At 67.6% G+C, this 16,090-nt stretch carries 16 protein-coding genes; 10 read left to right on the top strand and 6 right to left on the bottom strand.

Features of this window, described 5'->3' with window-relative positions; translation table 11 throughout:
* Window positions 1–11 precede the first annotated feature (11 nt).
* From G6N49_RS29010 to G6N49_RS28995, 4 genes are read right to left on the bottom strand one after another with little or no spacing between them, the layout of a single operon-like run.
* Window positions 12–881 (bottom strand): carbohydrate ABC transporter permease, encoded by an 870-nt coding sequence (locus tag G6N49_RS29010; RefSeq protein ID WP_011561733.1) that lies wholly within the window; start codon window positions 879–881, stop codon window positions 12–14.
* On the bottom strand, window positions 881–1,858 hold the full coding sequence (locus G6N49_RS29005; protein ID WP_011856965.1) for a carbohydrate ABC transporter permease: 978 nt from the start codon (window positions 1,856–1,858) through the stop codon (window positions 881–883). Before G6N49_RS29005 ends, G6N49_RS29010 begins: the two co-directional genes overlap by 1 nt.
* Window positions 1,858–3,225, bottom strand: a complete 1,368-nt coding sequence (locus tag G6N49_RS29000; protein WP_011856966.1) for an ABC transporter substrate-binding protein — start codon at window positions 3,223–3,225, stop codon at window positions 1,858–1,860. Before G6N49_RS29000 ends, G6N49_RS29005 begins: the two co-directional genes overlap by 1 nt.
* 2 nt (window positions 3,226–3,227) lie before the next feature.
* On the bottom strand, window positions 3,228–4,247 hold the full coding sequence (locus tag G6N49_RS28995; RefSeq protein WP_011856967.1) for a sugar-binding transcriptional regulator: 1,020 nt from the start codon (window positions 4,245–4,247) through the stop codon (window positions 3,228–3,230).
* A 133-nt stretch (window positions 4,248–4,380) separates the two neighbouring features.
* Here G6N49_RS28995 and G6N49_RS28990 point away from each other — a divergent pair, with 133 nt between their 5' ends.
* From G6N49_RS28990 to G6N49_RS28945, 10 genes are all read left to right on the top strand, one after another.
* Entirely contained in the window at window positions 4,381–5,799 is a 1,419-nt protein-coding gene (locus G6N49_RS28990) for a mannitol dehydrogenase family protein (protein WP_011856968.1), read from the top strand.
* The gene (locus tag G6N49_RS28985; RefSeq protein ID WP_083044984.1) at window positions 5,796–6,749 is read left to right on the top strand and encodes a carbohydrate kinase family protein; all 954 of its coding nucleotides are present in this window, start codon (window positions 5,796–5,798) and stop codon (window positions 6,747–6,749) included. The genes G6N49_RS28990 and G6N49_RS28985 overlap by 4 nt, the downstream gene beginning before the upstream one ends.
* Window positions 6,750–6,771: 22 nt before the next feature.
* Window positions 6,772–7,722 (top strand): non-homologous end joining protein Ku, encoded by a 951-nt coding sequence (gene ku, locus G6N49_RS28980; RefSeq protein ID WP_064873170.1) that lies wholly within the window; start codon window positions 6,772–6,774, stop codon window positions 7,720–7,722.
* A gap of 229 nt (window positions 7,723–7,951) precedes the next feature.
* A complete protein-coding gene (locus G6N49_RS28975; protein WP_011561740.1) occupies window positions 7,952–8,743 on the top strand; it encodes an SDR family oxidoreductase in 792 nt (263 codons plus the stop codon).
* Window positions 8,744–8,751: 8 nt separating this feature from the next.
* Complete coding sequence (locus G6N49_RS28970; protein WP_011856971.1) at window positions 8,752–9,825, top strand: NAD(P)H-dependent amine dehydrogenase family protein; 1,074 nt, start codon at window positions 8,752–8,754, stop codon at window positions 9,823–9,825.
* 30 nt (window positions 9,826–9,855) lie between these two features.
* A complete protein-coding gene (locus G6N49_RS28965) occupies window positions 9,856–10,131 on the top strand; it encodes a hypothetical protein (protein WP_011561742.1) in 276 nt (91 codons plus the stop codon).
* A 6-nt stretch (window positions 10,132–10,137) separates the two neighbouring features.
* A complete protein-coding gene (locus G6N49_RS28960; RefSeq protein WP_011561743.1) occupies window positions 10,138–10,383 on the top strand; it encodes a hypothetical protein in 246 nt (81 codons plus the stop codon).
* 87 nt (window positions 10,384–10,470) lie between these two features.
* The gene (locus G6N49_RS28955) at window positions 10,471–10,659 is read left to right on the top strand and encodes a hypothetical protein (protein ID WP_235679589.1); all 189 of its coding nucleotides are present in this window, start codon (window positions 10,471–10,473) and stop codon (window positions 10,657–10,659) included.
* A 78-nt stretch (window positions 10,660–10,737) separates the two neighbouring features.
* Window positions 10,738–11,964, top strand: a complete 1,227-nt coding sequence (locus G6N49_RS28950; protein ID WP_011856973.1) for an Nramp family divalent metal transporter — start codon at window positions 10,738–10,740, stop codon at window positions 11,962–11,964.
* Complete coding sequence (locus G6N49_RS28945; RefSeq protein WP_083044985.1) at window positions 11,965–13,026, top strand: poly-gamma-glutamate hydrolase family protein; 1,062 nt, start codon at window positions 11,965–11,967, stop codon at window positions 13,024–13,026.
* A gap of 1 nt (window position 13,027) precedes the next feature.
* Here the strand turns inward: G6N49_RS28945 and G6N49_RS28940 are convergent, their stop codons facing one another.
* A complete protein-coding gene (locus tag G6N49_RS28940; RefSeq protein ID WP_011561746.1) occupies window positions 13,028–14,401 on the bottom strand; it encodes an APC family permease in 1,374 nt (457 codons plus the stop codon).
* 11 nt (window positions 14,402–14,412) lie between these two features.
* Window positions 14,413–16,059, bottom strand: coding sequence for an amidohydrolase (locus tag G6N49_RS28935; RefSeq protein ID WP_083044986.1), 1,647 nt, complete (start codon window positions 16,057–16,059; stop codon window positions 14,413–14,415).
* Window positions 16,060–16,090 lie beyond the last annotated feature (31 nt).

Genomic DNA, 16,090 nt, shown 5'->3' with positions numbered 1-16,090 from the left:
TGTGAATCCGTTTACTTGATCGCGCCGAAGGAAAGCCCGCGCACCAGCTTGTTCTGCGCCAGCCATCCGCAGATGATGACGGGGAGTGCGGCCATGGTCGCGGCCGCCGAGAGAACGGCCCAGTACTGACCCTCACCGGCGATGAAGCCCACGAGGTACACGGGCATGGTCTGGGCGTTCACGGCGGTCAGGTTCACCGCGAAGAAGAACTCGTTCCAGGCGAAGATCACACAGATCAACGCCGTCGCCGCGATGCCGGGTGAGACCAGCGGGAGGATCACCTCACGCACCGACCGCCACAGGCTCGCACCGTCGAGGCTGGCCGCCTCGAGCAGTTCAGCCGGCACCTCGAGGAAGAACGACCGCATCATCCACACCGCGATCGGCAGGTTCATCGCGGTGTAGAGGATCACCAGCGCCCAGATGTTGTCGAGCAGACCGATGTTCGACACGATCACGTACAGCGGCAGGATCACCGCCACGATGGGCAGCATCTTCGTGCTCATGAAGAAGAACAACGCGTCCTGTGTCTTGCGCACCGGGCGCAGCGACAGCGCGAACGCCGCGGGGGTACCCAGCAGCAGCACCAGGATCGTCGAGAGTCCGGTGGCGAACAACGAGTTCAGCATCGCCGGTCCGATGCCCTGATCGAACACCGCGCCGTACTGGTCGAGCGTCGGGGTGAAGAACAACTTCGGCGGATCGGTCGCCGCGTCACCCTCCTGTTTGAACGACGTCAGGATCATCCAGAACACCGGGAAGAAGAACCCGAGCCCGACGAGCCATGCCAGCACGCCCCAGACGGAGAACTTGCGGGACTTCTTCTTCGCCGTGATATCGGAACCCGTTGTCGGCGTGGTCTCCTCGACTGTGGTGGTCATCAGACTGCCTCTTCCTTGCCGGAGAACGATTTGAAGATCAACCGCAGAGCGAAGTTGGCGATGACGATGGTGAAGATGACCACCACCACGCCCATCGCCGCCGCCTGGCCCATGTCGAAGCCCAGGAACGCGCGCTGATAGATGTAGAACGGCAGGTTCGCACTCGCGATGCCGGGTCCACCCTGGGTCATCATGTAGATGGCGTCGAAGGTGTTCATCAGGTAGATCGCCCCGAGGACGACCCCCAGTTCGATGAAGCGCCGAAGGTGGGGCAGCGTCAGCTCACGGAAGAGTTGAACGGCGCCCGCACCGTCGACTCGACCGGCCTCCAGGATGTCGCGAGGCATCGACTGGAGGCCGGCGAGGATCAGAAGCATCATGAACGGCGTCCACTGCCAGATCAGTTCGACCATCACCATCGTCAGCGGGAACTGTCCGATCCAGTCGACCCTGCCGATGCCCACCAGCGACAGCAGCCAGTTCAGGATGCCGTTGTTGGGATCGAGGATGGTCGTCTTCCAGATCAACGCCGCCGCAACAGGAGTGACGAGGAACGGGGTGATGAGCAGCGTGCGGACGACGCCGCGGCCGAGGAATGCCCGGTCCAGCAACAGCGCCAGCAACAGACCCAGGAACGCCGAGATGAGCACCACGCCGACGATGAGGATGACGGTGTTGAACGCCACCGACCAGAACTGGCTGTCCTTGACGACGGCGATGTAGTTCTGGAACCCGACGAACTGCCGGGACCCGGGGCGCACCAGGTTCCACGACAGGGTCGAGTAGTAGAGGGTGAACAGGAACGGGATCTGCGTGACGACGATCATGAAGATCAGCGCCGGGAGCAGCGGTCCACGCCGTCGCCAGCCCTCGGCGCGGCTCACGCCGAGGCCCTGGGCCTCCTTGATCTTGCGGACGCGTTCGGCGACAGCTTTTTCGTCGGTGCCGGCGGCGTCGGTCTCAGCGGTAACGGTCATCACTTCTCCTGATACGTGCGGCCGACGACCTCGGCGTATTCCTGTGCCTGGGCGAGCGCGTCGTCCACCGACTTCTGTCCGGCGATCGCCGCGCTGATCTGCTGGCTCACCCGGGTCCCGAGATCCTGGAACTCCGGGATGCCGACGAACTGGATGCCGGTGTACGGAACCGGTTGCACCGTTGGCTGATTCGGGGTCGCGCTCTCGATCGACTTCAGCGTCAGCGGCCCATAGGACTTCGAGATGGCCTCGTACTCGGGCAGGTCGGTGTAGGTCGACGTCCGGCTGCCCGGTGGGACACGCGCCCAGCCGAGCCTCTCCCCGACCAGTTTCATGTAATCCTTACTGGTCATCCACGAGATGAACTCCCATGCGCCGTCTGGATTCTTGGCAGCCTTGGGGATGCCCAGCGCCCAGGTGTAGAGCCAGCCCGAGTTGGGCTTCACGAGGATCGGGGCGGGCAGGTATCCGATCTTGCCGACCAGGTCGGGATACTCCTTGGGGTCCTCGAGCACCGAGACCGCCGACGTCGCGTCGTACCACATCGCGGTCTGACCCTGGCCGAACAGGTTCGCGCACTCCTGGAATCCTGTTGACGCCGCACCCAGTTCACCGAAGTTCTTGACCGTGTCGACGTAGAAGTTGACGGCCTTCTTGACCTCGGGGCTGTCGAGTTGGGCGTTCCACTGCTCGTCGAACCAGCGCCCGCCGAAGGTGTTGATGACGGTGTCCAGCGGTGCGAGTACCTCACCCCAGCCGGGCTTTCCCCGCAGACAGATGCCGGCGCGGTCGTCGGTCTTGAGCGTCTCGGCCCACTGGGCGACCTCAGGCCAGGTGGGCTGATAGTCCGGGTTCTGGTCGACCTTGATGCCCGCCTGCTCGAACAGGTCCTTCCGGTACATCAGAAACGACGATTCGCCGTAGAAGGGAACCGCGTACATGTCTCCCTCGTACGACAACGATTCCCGCAGCGACGAGATGAAGTCGTCCTGGTCATATCCTGGGGTGTTCTCCGCGTAATCCGAGAGATTCACCAGCCAGCCGTCTTTGGCCCACTGCGGCGTCTCGAAGTTACTGATCATCACGACGTCGAACTCACTGCCGCCCATCGCGGCCGACATGGTGATCTTGGCGCGCGCCTGGTTCTCCGACAGCGTGATGAACTTGAGCTTCGTGCCCGGGTTCTTCTTCTCGAACTCCGAAGACAGCTGCTGCGCGTCGGTCATCTGCGAGTTGGACACCAGGGCGATCGTCACCTCGTTGTCTGACGATCCGAGGCTGCCGGCCCCGGAGCAGCCGGACGTGAACACCAGCCCGGCAGCGGCCAGACCTCCCGCCAGCCGGCGCGCTATTGTCTGCGCTTTCACCGTCACCCCTTTCCGTGGTCGAGAAGCCAACGTGCACAATCGATGTCACATACCAACATCCGGGCCAGCCGGCCGCGGAGCGCGGCGAGAGTGGCCCGGTGTTTCTCGGCGCCGCTGGCGATCAGGATCGTCTTCTCGCAGGCCCGGACGTCCTCGAGCGGAACGGACACCGCGCGCTGCTGGAGTTCGGTGTCGACGGGGACGCCGCGCTCGTCGAAGAACCGGCCGCCGATCTCACCGACCGCACCGGCGGCGATCTGCTCGTCGAGCATCCGGGTGTCGAGGTAGCTGCCCTCGAACAGAGTGGTCGAGGTCGAGACCGCGCCGACCCCGAACATCATCACGTCGGCGTGCCGGCCCGCCTCCAGCGTGCGGGAGATGACCGAGTCGCTGCGCATGGATGCGACGGTGGACGGATCGGCGTAGAGCGGTGCAGGCAGGCGAATGGTGTTGGCGTGCAGTATGTCCGCGCATCGGCCGAGGATCAGCTCGACGCCGGTCTGATAGGCGGCGCTGGACATGGCGCCGTCGAGTTGAACCACCGCGCGGCAGGTCGCCATTCCCGGTGTCAGCGCGGTCGCGACAGCCACCTGTTCGGGCCCCCAGGTGAAGCCCAGGACATCGTCGGCCTCCAGCCGGCGCATCAGCAGCGCGGCGGCCGCGCGCCCGACGCTGGCGTACGCGGCGGGCCGCCCGGGTGCACTGATGTCGACACCGTGGCCGGCGATCACCACTTCGGTGAGGCCGAAGCGCACCTCGAGTTCGCGTTCCTCGTCGGCGTGCAGATCATCCTGCAGGTCCGGCGGGACCACGATGTCGATCCGCACGAGGCCGCGGGCTTTGGCGCGCGCGACGAGTCGGCCGGCGGTGGGACGGGAGACCCCGAGGCGGCCGGCGATCTCGGCCTGGGTGAGTCCGTCGAGGTAGTACAGCGTGGCCGCGCGCAGCGCCAACCGCAGGTCCTCCGGCGAGCGATGCGGCGCCCGGCCGTTCACTGCGGGAGTTGACGTCGGTATCGCCACGCGCTACCTACCTCTCGGATTACCGTGAGCAGATGCTCACTGGTGCGAGTAGATGCTCACCACGCTAACATGGTGAATGTGACGCAGACAACACTTTTCTGCCCGGTAACTTCGAAACGATGGTGACGGTGTCATGAAACTCGACGGGTCGACCCTGCCCGACATCCCCATCGCCAAGCCGACCTACGCCCGCGGCGACGTCTCCGTCGGCATCGTGCACTTCGGTGTCGGCGGTTTCCACCGCGCACACCAGGCCATGTACGTCGACGCACTCCTCGAGAAAGGCCTCGCCGCAGAGTGGGGCATCTGCGGGGTCGGCGTGCTACCCGGTGACCGCAAGATGGCCGATGCACTGGGCGCCCAGGACGGGCTCTACACGCTGCTGCTGGAGAAGCCGGACGGGACCCGCGACGCCCGGGTGATCGGATCCATCGTCGACTATCGCTACGCGCCAGACGATCCCGAGGGCGTCGTCGAGCTGCTGGCCGCGCCGAGCACCCGCATCGTCTCGCTGACCATCACCGAGGGCGGGTACGAGGTGGACAAGGTGGACGCCGATTCCGTCAACGTCTTCGGCCTGATCACCGATGCGCTCGCGCTGCGGCGGGACCGCGGGGTCCGCCCGCCGACGATCGTGTCGTGCGACAACATCGAGGGCAACGGCGACGTGGCCCGCGCGGCGTTCATGTGCTACGCCGACCGGACCCATCCCGGCCTGTCCGAGTGGATCGGCGCGAACACGCGCTTCCCCAACTCGATGGTCGACCGCATCACCCCGGTGACCACGCCGGAGGTGATCGCCACCGTACGAGACGAATTCGGTGTCGACGACGCGTGGCCGGTGGTCGCCGAACCCTTCACCTCATGGGTGCTCGAGGACACCTTCACCGACGGTCGGCCACCGTTCGAGGACGTCGGCGTGCTGCTGGTCGACGACGTCACCCCGTACGAACTGATGAAGTTGCGGCTGCTCAACGCCAGTCACCAGGCACTGTGCTATTTCGGCTACCTGGCCGGCTACCGGCTCGTGCACGACGCCGCGGCCGATCCGCTGTTCGCCGAACTGCTGCGCCGGTACATGGATTCCGAGGCGACGCCGACGCTGCGGCCGGTGCCCGGTATCGACCTGCCCGACTACAAGCGCACTCTCATCGAACGTTTCGCCAATCCCGGTGTGCGCGACACCATCGCACGGCTGTGTTACGGCTCGTCCGACCGGATCCCGAAGTGGCTGCTTCCGGTGGTGCGGGAGAATCTGCGGACCGGCGCGCCGATCCAATTGTCGGCCGCCGTCGTCGCGAGTTGGGCGCGGTACGCCGAGGGGGTCGACGAGCAGGGCCAGCCGATCGACGTACAGGACCAGCTCGCCGACGAGTTGGTACCGCTGGCGCGCGCCCAACGCGACAACCCGACGTCGTTCATCGAGAACCGCTCGGTCTTCGGCGATCTCGTCGACGAGAAACGATTCGTCGACGAATACGTGGCGACGCTGGAGTCGCTGCACCGGGTCGGCGCCCGCGCCACGCTCGAAGCGCTGGTGGGAAAGCCATGAGCCCGCACGCGCTGGTCATCGGAGAGGCACTGATCGACATCGTCGAGCGTGACGGTGAGGTCCAGGGTGAACACGTCGGCGGCAGTCCACTCAACGTCGCCGTCGGATTGTCCCGGCTCGGGCGCCGAGTCGACTTCCTCACCCACATCGCCGACGACGCGCGCGGACGACGGATCGTCGAGCACCTCGAAGCCGCCGGGGTACACCTCGTAGCCGGCAGCAGAAACGCCGCCCGCACCCCGACGGCGCGGGCCATGCTCGACGACAAGGGTTCGGCCCGTTACGAATTCGACATCGACTGGAACCTCACCGGAACCCCCGAGGCGGCGCCTCCGCTGGTCGCCCACACCGGGTCGATCGCCACGGTGCTCGAACCCGGGTGCCGCGCGACGGCAGCCCTGCTCGACGCCTACCACCTGTCGGCGACCATCACGTTCGACCCCAACATCCGCCCGGCGCTCATCGACGACGCCGACGCGGCCCGCGCCCGGATCGACCGACTGGTCGAACGCGCCGACGTCATCAAGGCCAGCGACGAGGATCTGCGGTGGCTCGACCCGAACCGGACGCCGAAACAGATCGCCCGGGCATGGCTGCAACTCGGGCCGTCGATCGTCGCGGTGACCGAGGGCGGCCAGGGCGCCTTCGCGGTGTGCGCGGCGGGTTCGGCGCGCGTGGCCGCGCTGCCGGTCGAGGTGGTCGACACCGTCGGGGCCGGTGACGCCTTCATGTCGGGGCTCATCGACGCGCTGTGGGCCCACGGTCTGCTGGGCGCCGAAAAGCGCCGGGAACTGCGCGCAATCCGCCTCGACGCACTGCACGACGTGCTGCAGACCGCCGCACTGTCCTCGGCGTTGACGGTCACCCGCGCCGGTGCGGACCTTCCGGATCGGGCCACCCGCGACGCCGCGGCGCGCGAACCCGCGACGCTGATCGACCGTCGCCGCTGATGATGTGGGCCATACTGGGCGTATGCGATCCATCTGGAAGGGTTCGATCGCCTTCGGCCTGGTGAACGTACCGGTCAAGGTCTACAGCGCGACCGAGGACCATGACATCAAGTTCCACCAGGTGCACGCGAAGGACAACGGCCGGATCCGCTACAAGCGGACCTGCGAGGTCTGCGGTGAAGTGGTCGAGTACCGCGACATCGCCAAGGCCTTCGAATCCGACGACGGTCAGATGGTCGTCATCACCGACGAGGACATCGCCACGCTGCCGGAGGAACGCAGCCGGGAGATCGAGGTGCTGGAGTTCGTCCCGGCCAGCGACCTCGACCCGCTGATGTACGACCGCAGCTACTTCCTCGAGCCCGACGGGAAGTCGTCGAAATCCTATGTGCTGCTTGCCAAGACGCTGTCGGAGACCGATCGCGTGGCGATCGTGCACTTCGCGTTGCGCAACAAGACGCGGTTGGCCGCCCTGCGCGTCAAGGACTTCTCCAAGCGTGACGTGATGATGATCCACACGCTGCTGTGGCCCGACGAGATCCGCGATCCCGATTTCCCCGTGCTGGACAAGGAAGTCGAGATCAAACCCGCCGAGTTGAAGATGGCCGGTCAGGTGGTCGAGTCGATGACCGACGACTTCAACCCGGACCGGTACCACGACGACTACCAGGATCAGCTGCGGGAGTTGGTGGAGGCCAAGCTCGAAGGCGGTGAGGCGTTCGCCGTCGAGGAACAGCCGACCGAACTCGACGAGACCGAGGACGTGTCCGACCTGCTGGCGAAGCTGGAGGCCAGCGTGAAGGCGCGGCGCTCGGGTTCGAGCTCCGGCAGTGACTCCGATGACGGCGACTCCGCCGACGACAAGCCGGCGAAGAAGGCCCCGGCCAAGAGGTCGGCGGCCAAGAAGACCGCCGCGAAGAAGGCACCGGCCAAGAAGTCCGCTGCGAAGAAGGCCGCCGCCAAGAAGTCCTGACCGTTTGCGTGACCTGTGGCGGCACTTCGCGCCGACAAGCCTGCATTCTCTTCGAGAAGCGATATCACCCGCGCTATCTGATAGCGCATGCGCCATCAGATCCGGCAAGCACCACACACCTCCCCATGCCAGGGCACCCGCCGCATCAATTAGAACGTGTTTCAGAAACCTCTCTCCCCGCGAAGCGCGCCTTGCTACGGTGACGCCGGTCGAAGGGAGTGAGGCACACGTGATCCTGGACAGATTCCGGCTCGACGGACAGGTCGCCACCGTCACCGGCGCGGGCCGAGGACTGGGCGCCGCCATCGCGGTGGCGTTCGCGGAAGCCGGTGCGGACGTGGTGATCGCGGCCCGCACCGAATCGCAACTCGACGAGGTCGCCGAGCGGATCCGGGCGACCGGACGGCGCGCCCACGTCGTCGTCGCCGACCTCGCCCACCCCGAGTCGACGGCCGGGCTCGCACCGGCCGCGGTGGAGGCCTTCGGAAAACTAGACATCGTCGTCAACAACGTCGGCGGCACCATGCCGGCCGCCCTGACCGACACCTCCGCGAAGGATCTCAAGGACGCGTTCACCTTCAACGTCGCCACCGCCCACGCGCTGACCACGGCCGCGGTTCCGTTGATGCTCGAGCACTCCGGCGGCGGCAGCGTCATCAACATCACCTCGACGATGGGCCGCCTCGCCGGCCGCGGCTTCGCCGCCTACGGCACCGCGAAAGCCGCGCTCGCGCACTACACCCGGCTCGCCGCGCTCGACCTCTGCCCGCGGATCCGGGTCAACGCGATCGCGCCCGGTTCCATCCTCACCTCCGCGCTCGACATCGTCGCCAGCAACGACGACCTTCGCGAACCCATGGAGAAGGCGACGCCGATGCGCCGGCTCGGCGATCCCGAGGACATCGCCGCCGCTGCGGTCTACCTGGCCTCGCCGGCGGCGAGCTACCTGACCGGTAAGACCCTCGAGGTCGACGGCGGGCTGACGTTCCCCAACCTCGACATGCCCTTCCCGGACCTCTAGGAGATTCGATGGCGATACGCGTCGCGCAGATCGGCACCGGCAACGTCGGCAGTCACGCGCTCACCCAGCTGATCATCGACCCGCAGTTCGAGCTGACCGGCGTCTGGGTCTCGTCGGCGGCCAAGGCCGGGAAGGACGCCGCGGAACTCGCCGGACTCGACGAGCCGACGGGCGTCACGGCCACCAACGACCTCGACGAGGTGCTGGCCGCGAAACCGGAGTGCGTCGTCTACACCGCCATGGCCGACAACCGGTTGCCCGAGGCGCTCGAGGACTACCGGCGCATCCTGTCGGCCGGGGTGAACATGGTCGGCAGCGGCCCGGTCTTTCTGCAGTACCCGTGGCAGGTGCTGCCCGAGGAACTGATCGCGCCGATCGAGGAGGCCACGCGCACCGGCGGCTCCAGTGTCTTCGTCGGCGGCATCGACCCCGGCTTCGCCAACGATCTGCTTCCCCTCGCGCTGGCCGGCACCTGTCAGCGCATCGAGCAGATCCGGTGCATGGAGATCATCGACTACGCCACCTACGACAGCCCGACGGTGATGTTCGACGTCATGGGGTTCGGCAAACCGCTCGACGATCTGCCGATGCTGCTGCAGCCCGGCGTGCTGAGCCTGGCCTGGGGTTCGGTGGTCCGCCAGCTCGCCGCCGGGCTGGGCATCGAACTCGACGAGGTGACCGAGACCTACGTGCGCGAGCCCGCGCCGGAGGACTTCGACATCGCGTCCGGTCCGATCGCGAAAGGCACTGCCGCCGCACTGCGTTTCGAGGTGCGCGGGATACGCGACGGGAAGGTCGCGGTGGTGCTCGAACACGTCACCCGGTTGCGTGAGGACCTGTGCCCGGACTGGCCCCAGCCCGCACAACCCGGCGGCTCCTACCGCATCGAGATCACCGGTGAACCGACCTACACCCTGGATCTGTGTCAGAGCAGTCCGCACGGCGATCACAACCGGGCCGGTCTCGTCGCGACGGCCGCACGCATCGTCAACGCCATTCCCGCCGTGGTCGCTGCGGAACCGGGCATACGGACAACTCTCGACTTGCCTCTCTTAACTGGGAAAGGGCTGTACGCTTCCTGACTAGCGAACACTCGATTGAAGGACGTGGCTATGCGGACCTCTCTGCGCTACCTCACCCCATTCGCCGTCGCCGCCGGCATCGCCGGCGCGATCCTCGCGGCGCCGGTCGCCGTCGCCCAACCCAGCGGCGACGACGACGGCAAATGCCTCAACGTGGCGCCCAACGCGCTGGGCCAGGGAAGCACCTGCCCGCCGTGGGAGACGCAGTTCGCCACGCAGCCCAAGGACATCCACAACCAGAGCACCTTCCTGTACCCGTGGGGCGACTCCTACTACGGGCCTGCCACCGTCGTCGACTGGGGCTAGAGAATCGTGAACAAGTTCATCGGCTTCGCGCCGCTCGCCGTAGCCGCGGGTATCGGCGCGGCGGTACTGATGGCGCCTGCCGCGGCAGCCCAGCCGAACTGCGTGACCACCGGTCAGGGCGCTTACGGTGGGTCCACCACGCAGTGCAGCAGTCCGGGCAACACACAGATCGTCACCTCGCCGGGGCAGACCAACTACCTGTACCCGTGGAACGACTACTACTACGGACCGGCACTGGTCTTCGGTTGGTAGTCGCCACCACGACAACCCGGCCGTACCTGGAGGTCACCGATGTACATCGGGTTACCTACGGCCACAACACTTTCCACCTTTGCGATCGTGGGCGCAACCGTCCTGACGGCACCCGTTGCGACGGCTGCGCCCGAGTGCGTGAACACCGGTCCGCGCACGACGCAGTGCGAGACCGGTGGCAGCACACAGATCGTCACCACACCACCGGAGACCAACAACGGTTGGCCGTACGGCGGCTGGGGCTACGGCGGCCTGATCATCGGCTTCGGCATCTGAGCCGGTACCCACCTACGCCTGACGGGAGTTTTCGGCTAACCTAACTTTTCTATTCGCTGCTCCGCAGGAAGGAAAAGGGTGCTGCCGGACACCGACCGTCGGACCAGATCGACGTGGCTGCTCCTGGGCCCGGCGTTCGTCGCCGCGATCGCCTACGTCGATCCGGGCAACGTCGCGGCCAACGTCAGCGCCGGCGCCCAGTTCGGCTTCCTGCTCGTCTGGGTCATCGTGCTGGCCAACGTGATGGCCGGATTGGTGCAGTACCTGTCGGCGAAGCTGGGTCTGGTCACCGGCCGATCGCTGCCCGAATCCGTCGCGGGCCGCACCCGCACGCCGACCCGCATCGCCTACTGGCTACAGGCCGAATTGGTCGCCATGGCAACGGATCTCGCGGAAGTGGTGGGCGGCGCGATCGCGCTGTACCTGTTGTTCGACCTGCCGCTGCTGATCGGCGGCGTGATCACGGGCGCGGTGTCGCTGGCCCTGCTGGCGGTGCAGAACCGCCGCGGTCAACGGCACTTCGAGCGGGTGATCAGCGGTCTGCTGCTGATCATCGCCATCGGCTTCCTGACGAGCGTGTTCGTCGAACCGCCGCCCGTCGCCGACGTCGCCGGCGGCCTCATCCCGCTCTTCGAAGGCACCGACAGCGTCCTGCTGGCGACCGCGATGCTGGGCGCGACCGTGATGCCGCACGCGGTCTATCTGCACTCCGGGCTGGCCCGCGACCGCCACGGCCACGCCGAACCCGGCGCCCGGCGGCGCCTGCTGCTCAAGGCCACCCGCATCGATGTGGGCCTGGCGATGCTGATCGCCGGGGCGGTGAACATGTCGATGCTGCTGGTCGCCGCCACCAACCTGCAGGGAATGTCCGATACCGACACCCTCGAGGGCGCGCATGCCGCGGTGCAGCAGACGCTCGGCCCGGCCGTGGCACTGTGCTTCGCGATCGGCCTGCTGGCATCCGGTCTGGCGTCGACGTCGGTGGGCGCCTACGCCGGCGCGATGATCATGGGCGGACTGCTGCGCCGCACCTACCCGCTGCTGGTGCGCCGCCTCGTCACGCTGGTGCCTGCCCTGGCGATCCTCGCGATCGGCGTGGACCCCACCCGTGCCCTGGTGCTGTCGCAGGTGGTGCTGTCGTTCGGGATCCCGTTCGCGCTGATCCCGCTCATCCGGCTGACCAGCGATCGGGCCGTGATGGGTGACGACGTCAACCACCGCATCACCACCACACTGGGCTGGGTTGTCGCGGGTTTGATTAGTCTTTTGAACGTGGTGCTCATCTATCTGACCGTGACAGGCTGAATGCTGCGCCCTGGTCGACACGCCTACTTCGCGTACGGGTCCAACCTGTGCGTGCAGCAGATGGCGCAGCGCTGCCCCGACGCCGCCGACCCGCGTCCGGCCACCCTCGCCGACCACGACTGGCTGATCAACGAACGCGGTGTCGCCACGGTCGAACCGGTCGACGGCGCACAGGTGCACGGCGTGCTGTGGCAGGTGTCCGATCACGACCTCGCGACACTCGACAGCGCCGAGGGGGTTCCGGTGCGGTACCGCCGCGACCGGCTCACCGTGCAGACGGACGACGGTCCGGCACCGGCGTGGGTGTACATCGACCACCGCATCGAACCGGGCCCGCCGCGACCCGGCTACCTGGAACGCATCATCGACGGCGCACTGCATCACGGGCTGCCGCACCGCTGGGTGGAGTTCCTGCGGCGGTGGGATCCGATGCACTGGCCGCACCGTCCGCACCATGCGGACACCGAAGGTCCCAAATCGCTTTCGGAGCTGCTCACCGACCCCGCGGTCACCGAACACAGTGTGCTGCGGTCACGCTTCGGGTTCCTGGCGATCCACGGCGGCGGGCTGGAGCAGATGACCGACGTCATCGCCGAACGCGCCGCCGAAGCCGCCGACGCGTCGGTGTACGTGGTGCGCCATCCCGCGCAGTACCCCCACCATCTGCCGTCGGCGCGGTACCTGGCCGCGGAGTCGGCGCGACTCGCGGAGTTCCTCGACCACGTCGAAGTGGCCGTCTCACTGCACGGCTACGGCCGCATCGGGCGCAGCACCGAACTGCTGGCCGGCGGCGGCAACCGGGCCCTGGCCGCGCACCTCGCCGCGCACGTCGAGATCCCCGGCTACCGGATCGTCACCGACCTCGACGACATCCCGCCGGAGTTGCGGGGGCTGCACGCCGACAACCCGGTCAACCGGGTGCGCGGCGGCGGCGCCCAACTCGAACTGACCTCCCGGGTGCGCGGCCTGAGCCCGCGCAGCCCGCTGCCGGGCGACGACGGTCTCTCCCCCGCCACCTCGGCGCTGGTGCAGGGGCTGGTCGCGGCCGCAAGATCCTGGTGAGCTACTTCGCCGGCTGAGCCGGCAGCTCCTCCAGGTCGAGGACCGGTGTCGGGCGACGGAAGCCGCGGGTGACGCCGAGCAGCCACAGGAAGCCGATCGCCAGCCAGATCAATCCGATCGTGAGCGACTCGGCCGACAGGCTCGTCCACAGCCACACCGTCAGCACGAAGCCGATCAACGGCAAGACCAGGTTGTTGACCACGTTCTTCTCGCCGGCGTCGACGAAGTAGTGCTTGATCACGGTCAGGTTGACCGCCGAGAAAGCCACCAGCGCACCGAAGCTCACGACCGAGGCCAGGATCGCCAGGTCGATCACGAGTGCCAGCAGCGAGACGATCGAGATCACCAGGACCGCCCACGTCGGCGTGCCGAACTTCACCGAGACATGCCCGAACACCTTGCGGGGCAACACACCGTCGCGCCCCATCGCGTACAGGATGCGCGCCACCGACGCCTGCGACGTGAGCGCCGACCCCGACGCGCCCGCGACGTACGCCGCGGTGAAGAACGCCGCCAGGAACGCCCCGCCCGCGGACTGCATGACGTCGAGCGAACCCGAGTCGACGTCGGTGAACGCATTCGACGGGAACACCAGCTGCGATACGTAGGACAGGATGATGAACAGCACGCCGCAGATGATCGTCGCCAGCATGATGGCCTTGGGCACATCGCGTCGCGCGTCCCTGGCCTCCTCGGAAAGCGTTGACACGGCGTCGAACCCGAGGAACGACAGGCACAGGATCGCCGCACCCGCCAAGACGGGGGCCATCCCGTCCGCGGTGCCGTCGCCGCGGAACGGCGCCATCACGTCGACGCTTCCCGAACCCGAGACCGCCGCAACCGCCATGACGATGAACACCACGATGAAGATCGCCTGGATCGCGATGATGAGCAGGTTGGCCCGCGCCACGGACACGATGCCGATGATGTTGAGCACCGTCACGATGGCGATGGTCACCACCACGATGAGCCACTGCGGGATCGCGGGCACCGCGGCATTGAGGTAGAGGCCGATGACGAGGTAGTTGAGCATCGGCAGGAACAGGTAGTCCAGCAGCAGCGACCAGCCGGCGAGGAATCCGACGGGCGCGCCGAACGTCTTCTGCGTGTAGGCATACGCCGACCCGGCGACCGGGTACGCGGCCGCCATCCGCGCATACGACCGCGCGGTGAAGATCATCGCCGCCAGCGTCACCACGTAGGCCAGCGGTACGCGGCCACCGGATTCCACGGTGACGATCCCGTAGGTGGTGAACACGGTGAGCGGCACCATGTAGACCAGGCCGAACAGCACCAGGGACGGCACGCCGAGCACGCGGCGAAGCTGTCCCTCACCCTCCCCGACGGACGGGTTCAGGGGTGTGGTCGAGGACATGAGAACTCCCTTCAGCGGGCCGACGGCCCTACGAGCTTGCCCGCCAGACACGTTCCGCGCACCTCGATCGCCGGAATCTCCAGCGCGGGCGTCGATCTCGGGTCGGCGCTCAGCCACACCAGGTCCGCACTGGCGCCCGGAGTGAGTATGCCCCACCGCCCTTCGGCGAACGCCTGGCGCGCGACGCCCGCGGTGTAGGCCCGCATGGCCCGTTCGACCGGCACGATCTCCTGCGGGGTCCAGCCACCCTCCGGGGTGCCGTCGACAGTGCGCCGCGACGCCGCGACGGCGATCCCGTCCAGCGGGGCGCCCGAGGACACCGGCCAGTCCGATCCGAAGGCCAGCACACCGGCCTCGTCGAGCGTGCGCATCCGGTACTGCCGGTCGGCGCGTTCGGGGCCCAGCCGCGGCACGGTCAGCACCGTCATCAACGGATCGAGCTGCGCCCACAGCGGCTGCATGTTCGCGATCACGCCGAGCCGGGCGAAGCGGTCGATGTCGGCGTCGTCGACGAGTTGGGCGTGGGCGATGACGGGGCGGCGGTCCCGCGGACCGTTGACGGTGATCGCGTGTTCGATGGCGTCGAGGGCCTGGCGGACCGCCGCGTCGCCGATGGCGTGGATGTGGATCTGGAAGCCGAGTTCGTCGACGCGGCGCACGGATTCGGCCAGCGAATCGCCCTCCCACACCTGCATGCCCCGTTTGTCCCCCGGGTCGCTACGCTCCTGCCCCCTGGAATGGTTGTGCAGCCCCGAGCAGTACGGCTCGATCAACGCACCGGTCTCGTTCTCCACCACCCCGTCGGCGAAGAACTTCACGGTCTGCGCGGTCAACAGCGGGGCGGCCAGCTCGTCGACACGGCGACGGGCCTCGGCGAACTGCGGCAGCTGGGCGTCGAAGTGCCGGGGATCGGCGTAGAGCGCGAGGTTGAACCGGATGCGCAGCGCGTCGCGACGGGCGGCGGCGAGGTAGGTCTCGACGTCGCCGGGTTCGACCCAGGCGTCCTGCACCCACGTCACGCCGCGGGCGAGGTAGTAGTCGGCCGCGGTGCCGAGCGCGGCCACCCGGATGTCCTCGTCGCGTTCGGGCATCGCCGCGGTGACGAGGTCGACGGCACCCCACTCGCGCAGTGTGCCGAGCACCGACCCGTCCTCTCGGTGCGGGATCTCCCCCAGCACCGGGTCGGGGGTGTCGGCGGTGATGCCGGCGCGCTGCAGGGCCACCGAGTTGCACCACACCGTGTGGTAGTCCCAGGCCCGCAGCACGACCGGGCGGTCCGGCACCGCCGCGTCGAGCCAGCGCGCGTCGAACAGTCCACCTTCGGCGAGGCTGCCGTCGTAGGAGGCGCCGACGATCCACTCGGCCTCGGGGTGGCGCTCGGCGTACCCGCGCACCGCCTCGACGATCTCGTCCACCGAACCGCAGCCACGGACCGGCGGGCCGACCTCCTCCAGGCCACCGAGCAGCGGGTGGGCGTGGCCGTCACCGAACGACGGCATCAGGAACCCGCCGTCGAGGTCGACCTCCTCGTCGGCCGTGCGGGCGGTGGCGTCCGCACCGACCGCGGCGACGGCGCCGTCGACCACCAGCAGCGCCTCGGCGACGGATTCTGACGTACCGGTCCAGATCGTCCCGTTCCGGAACAGGGTCGCTGCCACGGCAGGGAACTATAACCATCCATCCGCACAT

Source organism: Mycolicibacterium monacense, assembly GCF_010731575.1.
Lineage (GTDB): Bacteria > Actinomycetota > Actinomycetes > Mycobacteriales > Mycobacteriaceae > Mycobacterium > Mycobacterium monacense.
Note: the sequence above shows the minus strand (reverse complement) of the source record. Positions and strands in the feature narration are given on the sequence as shown.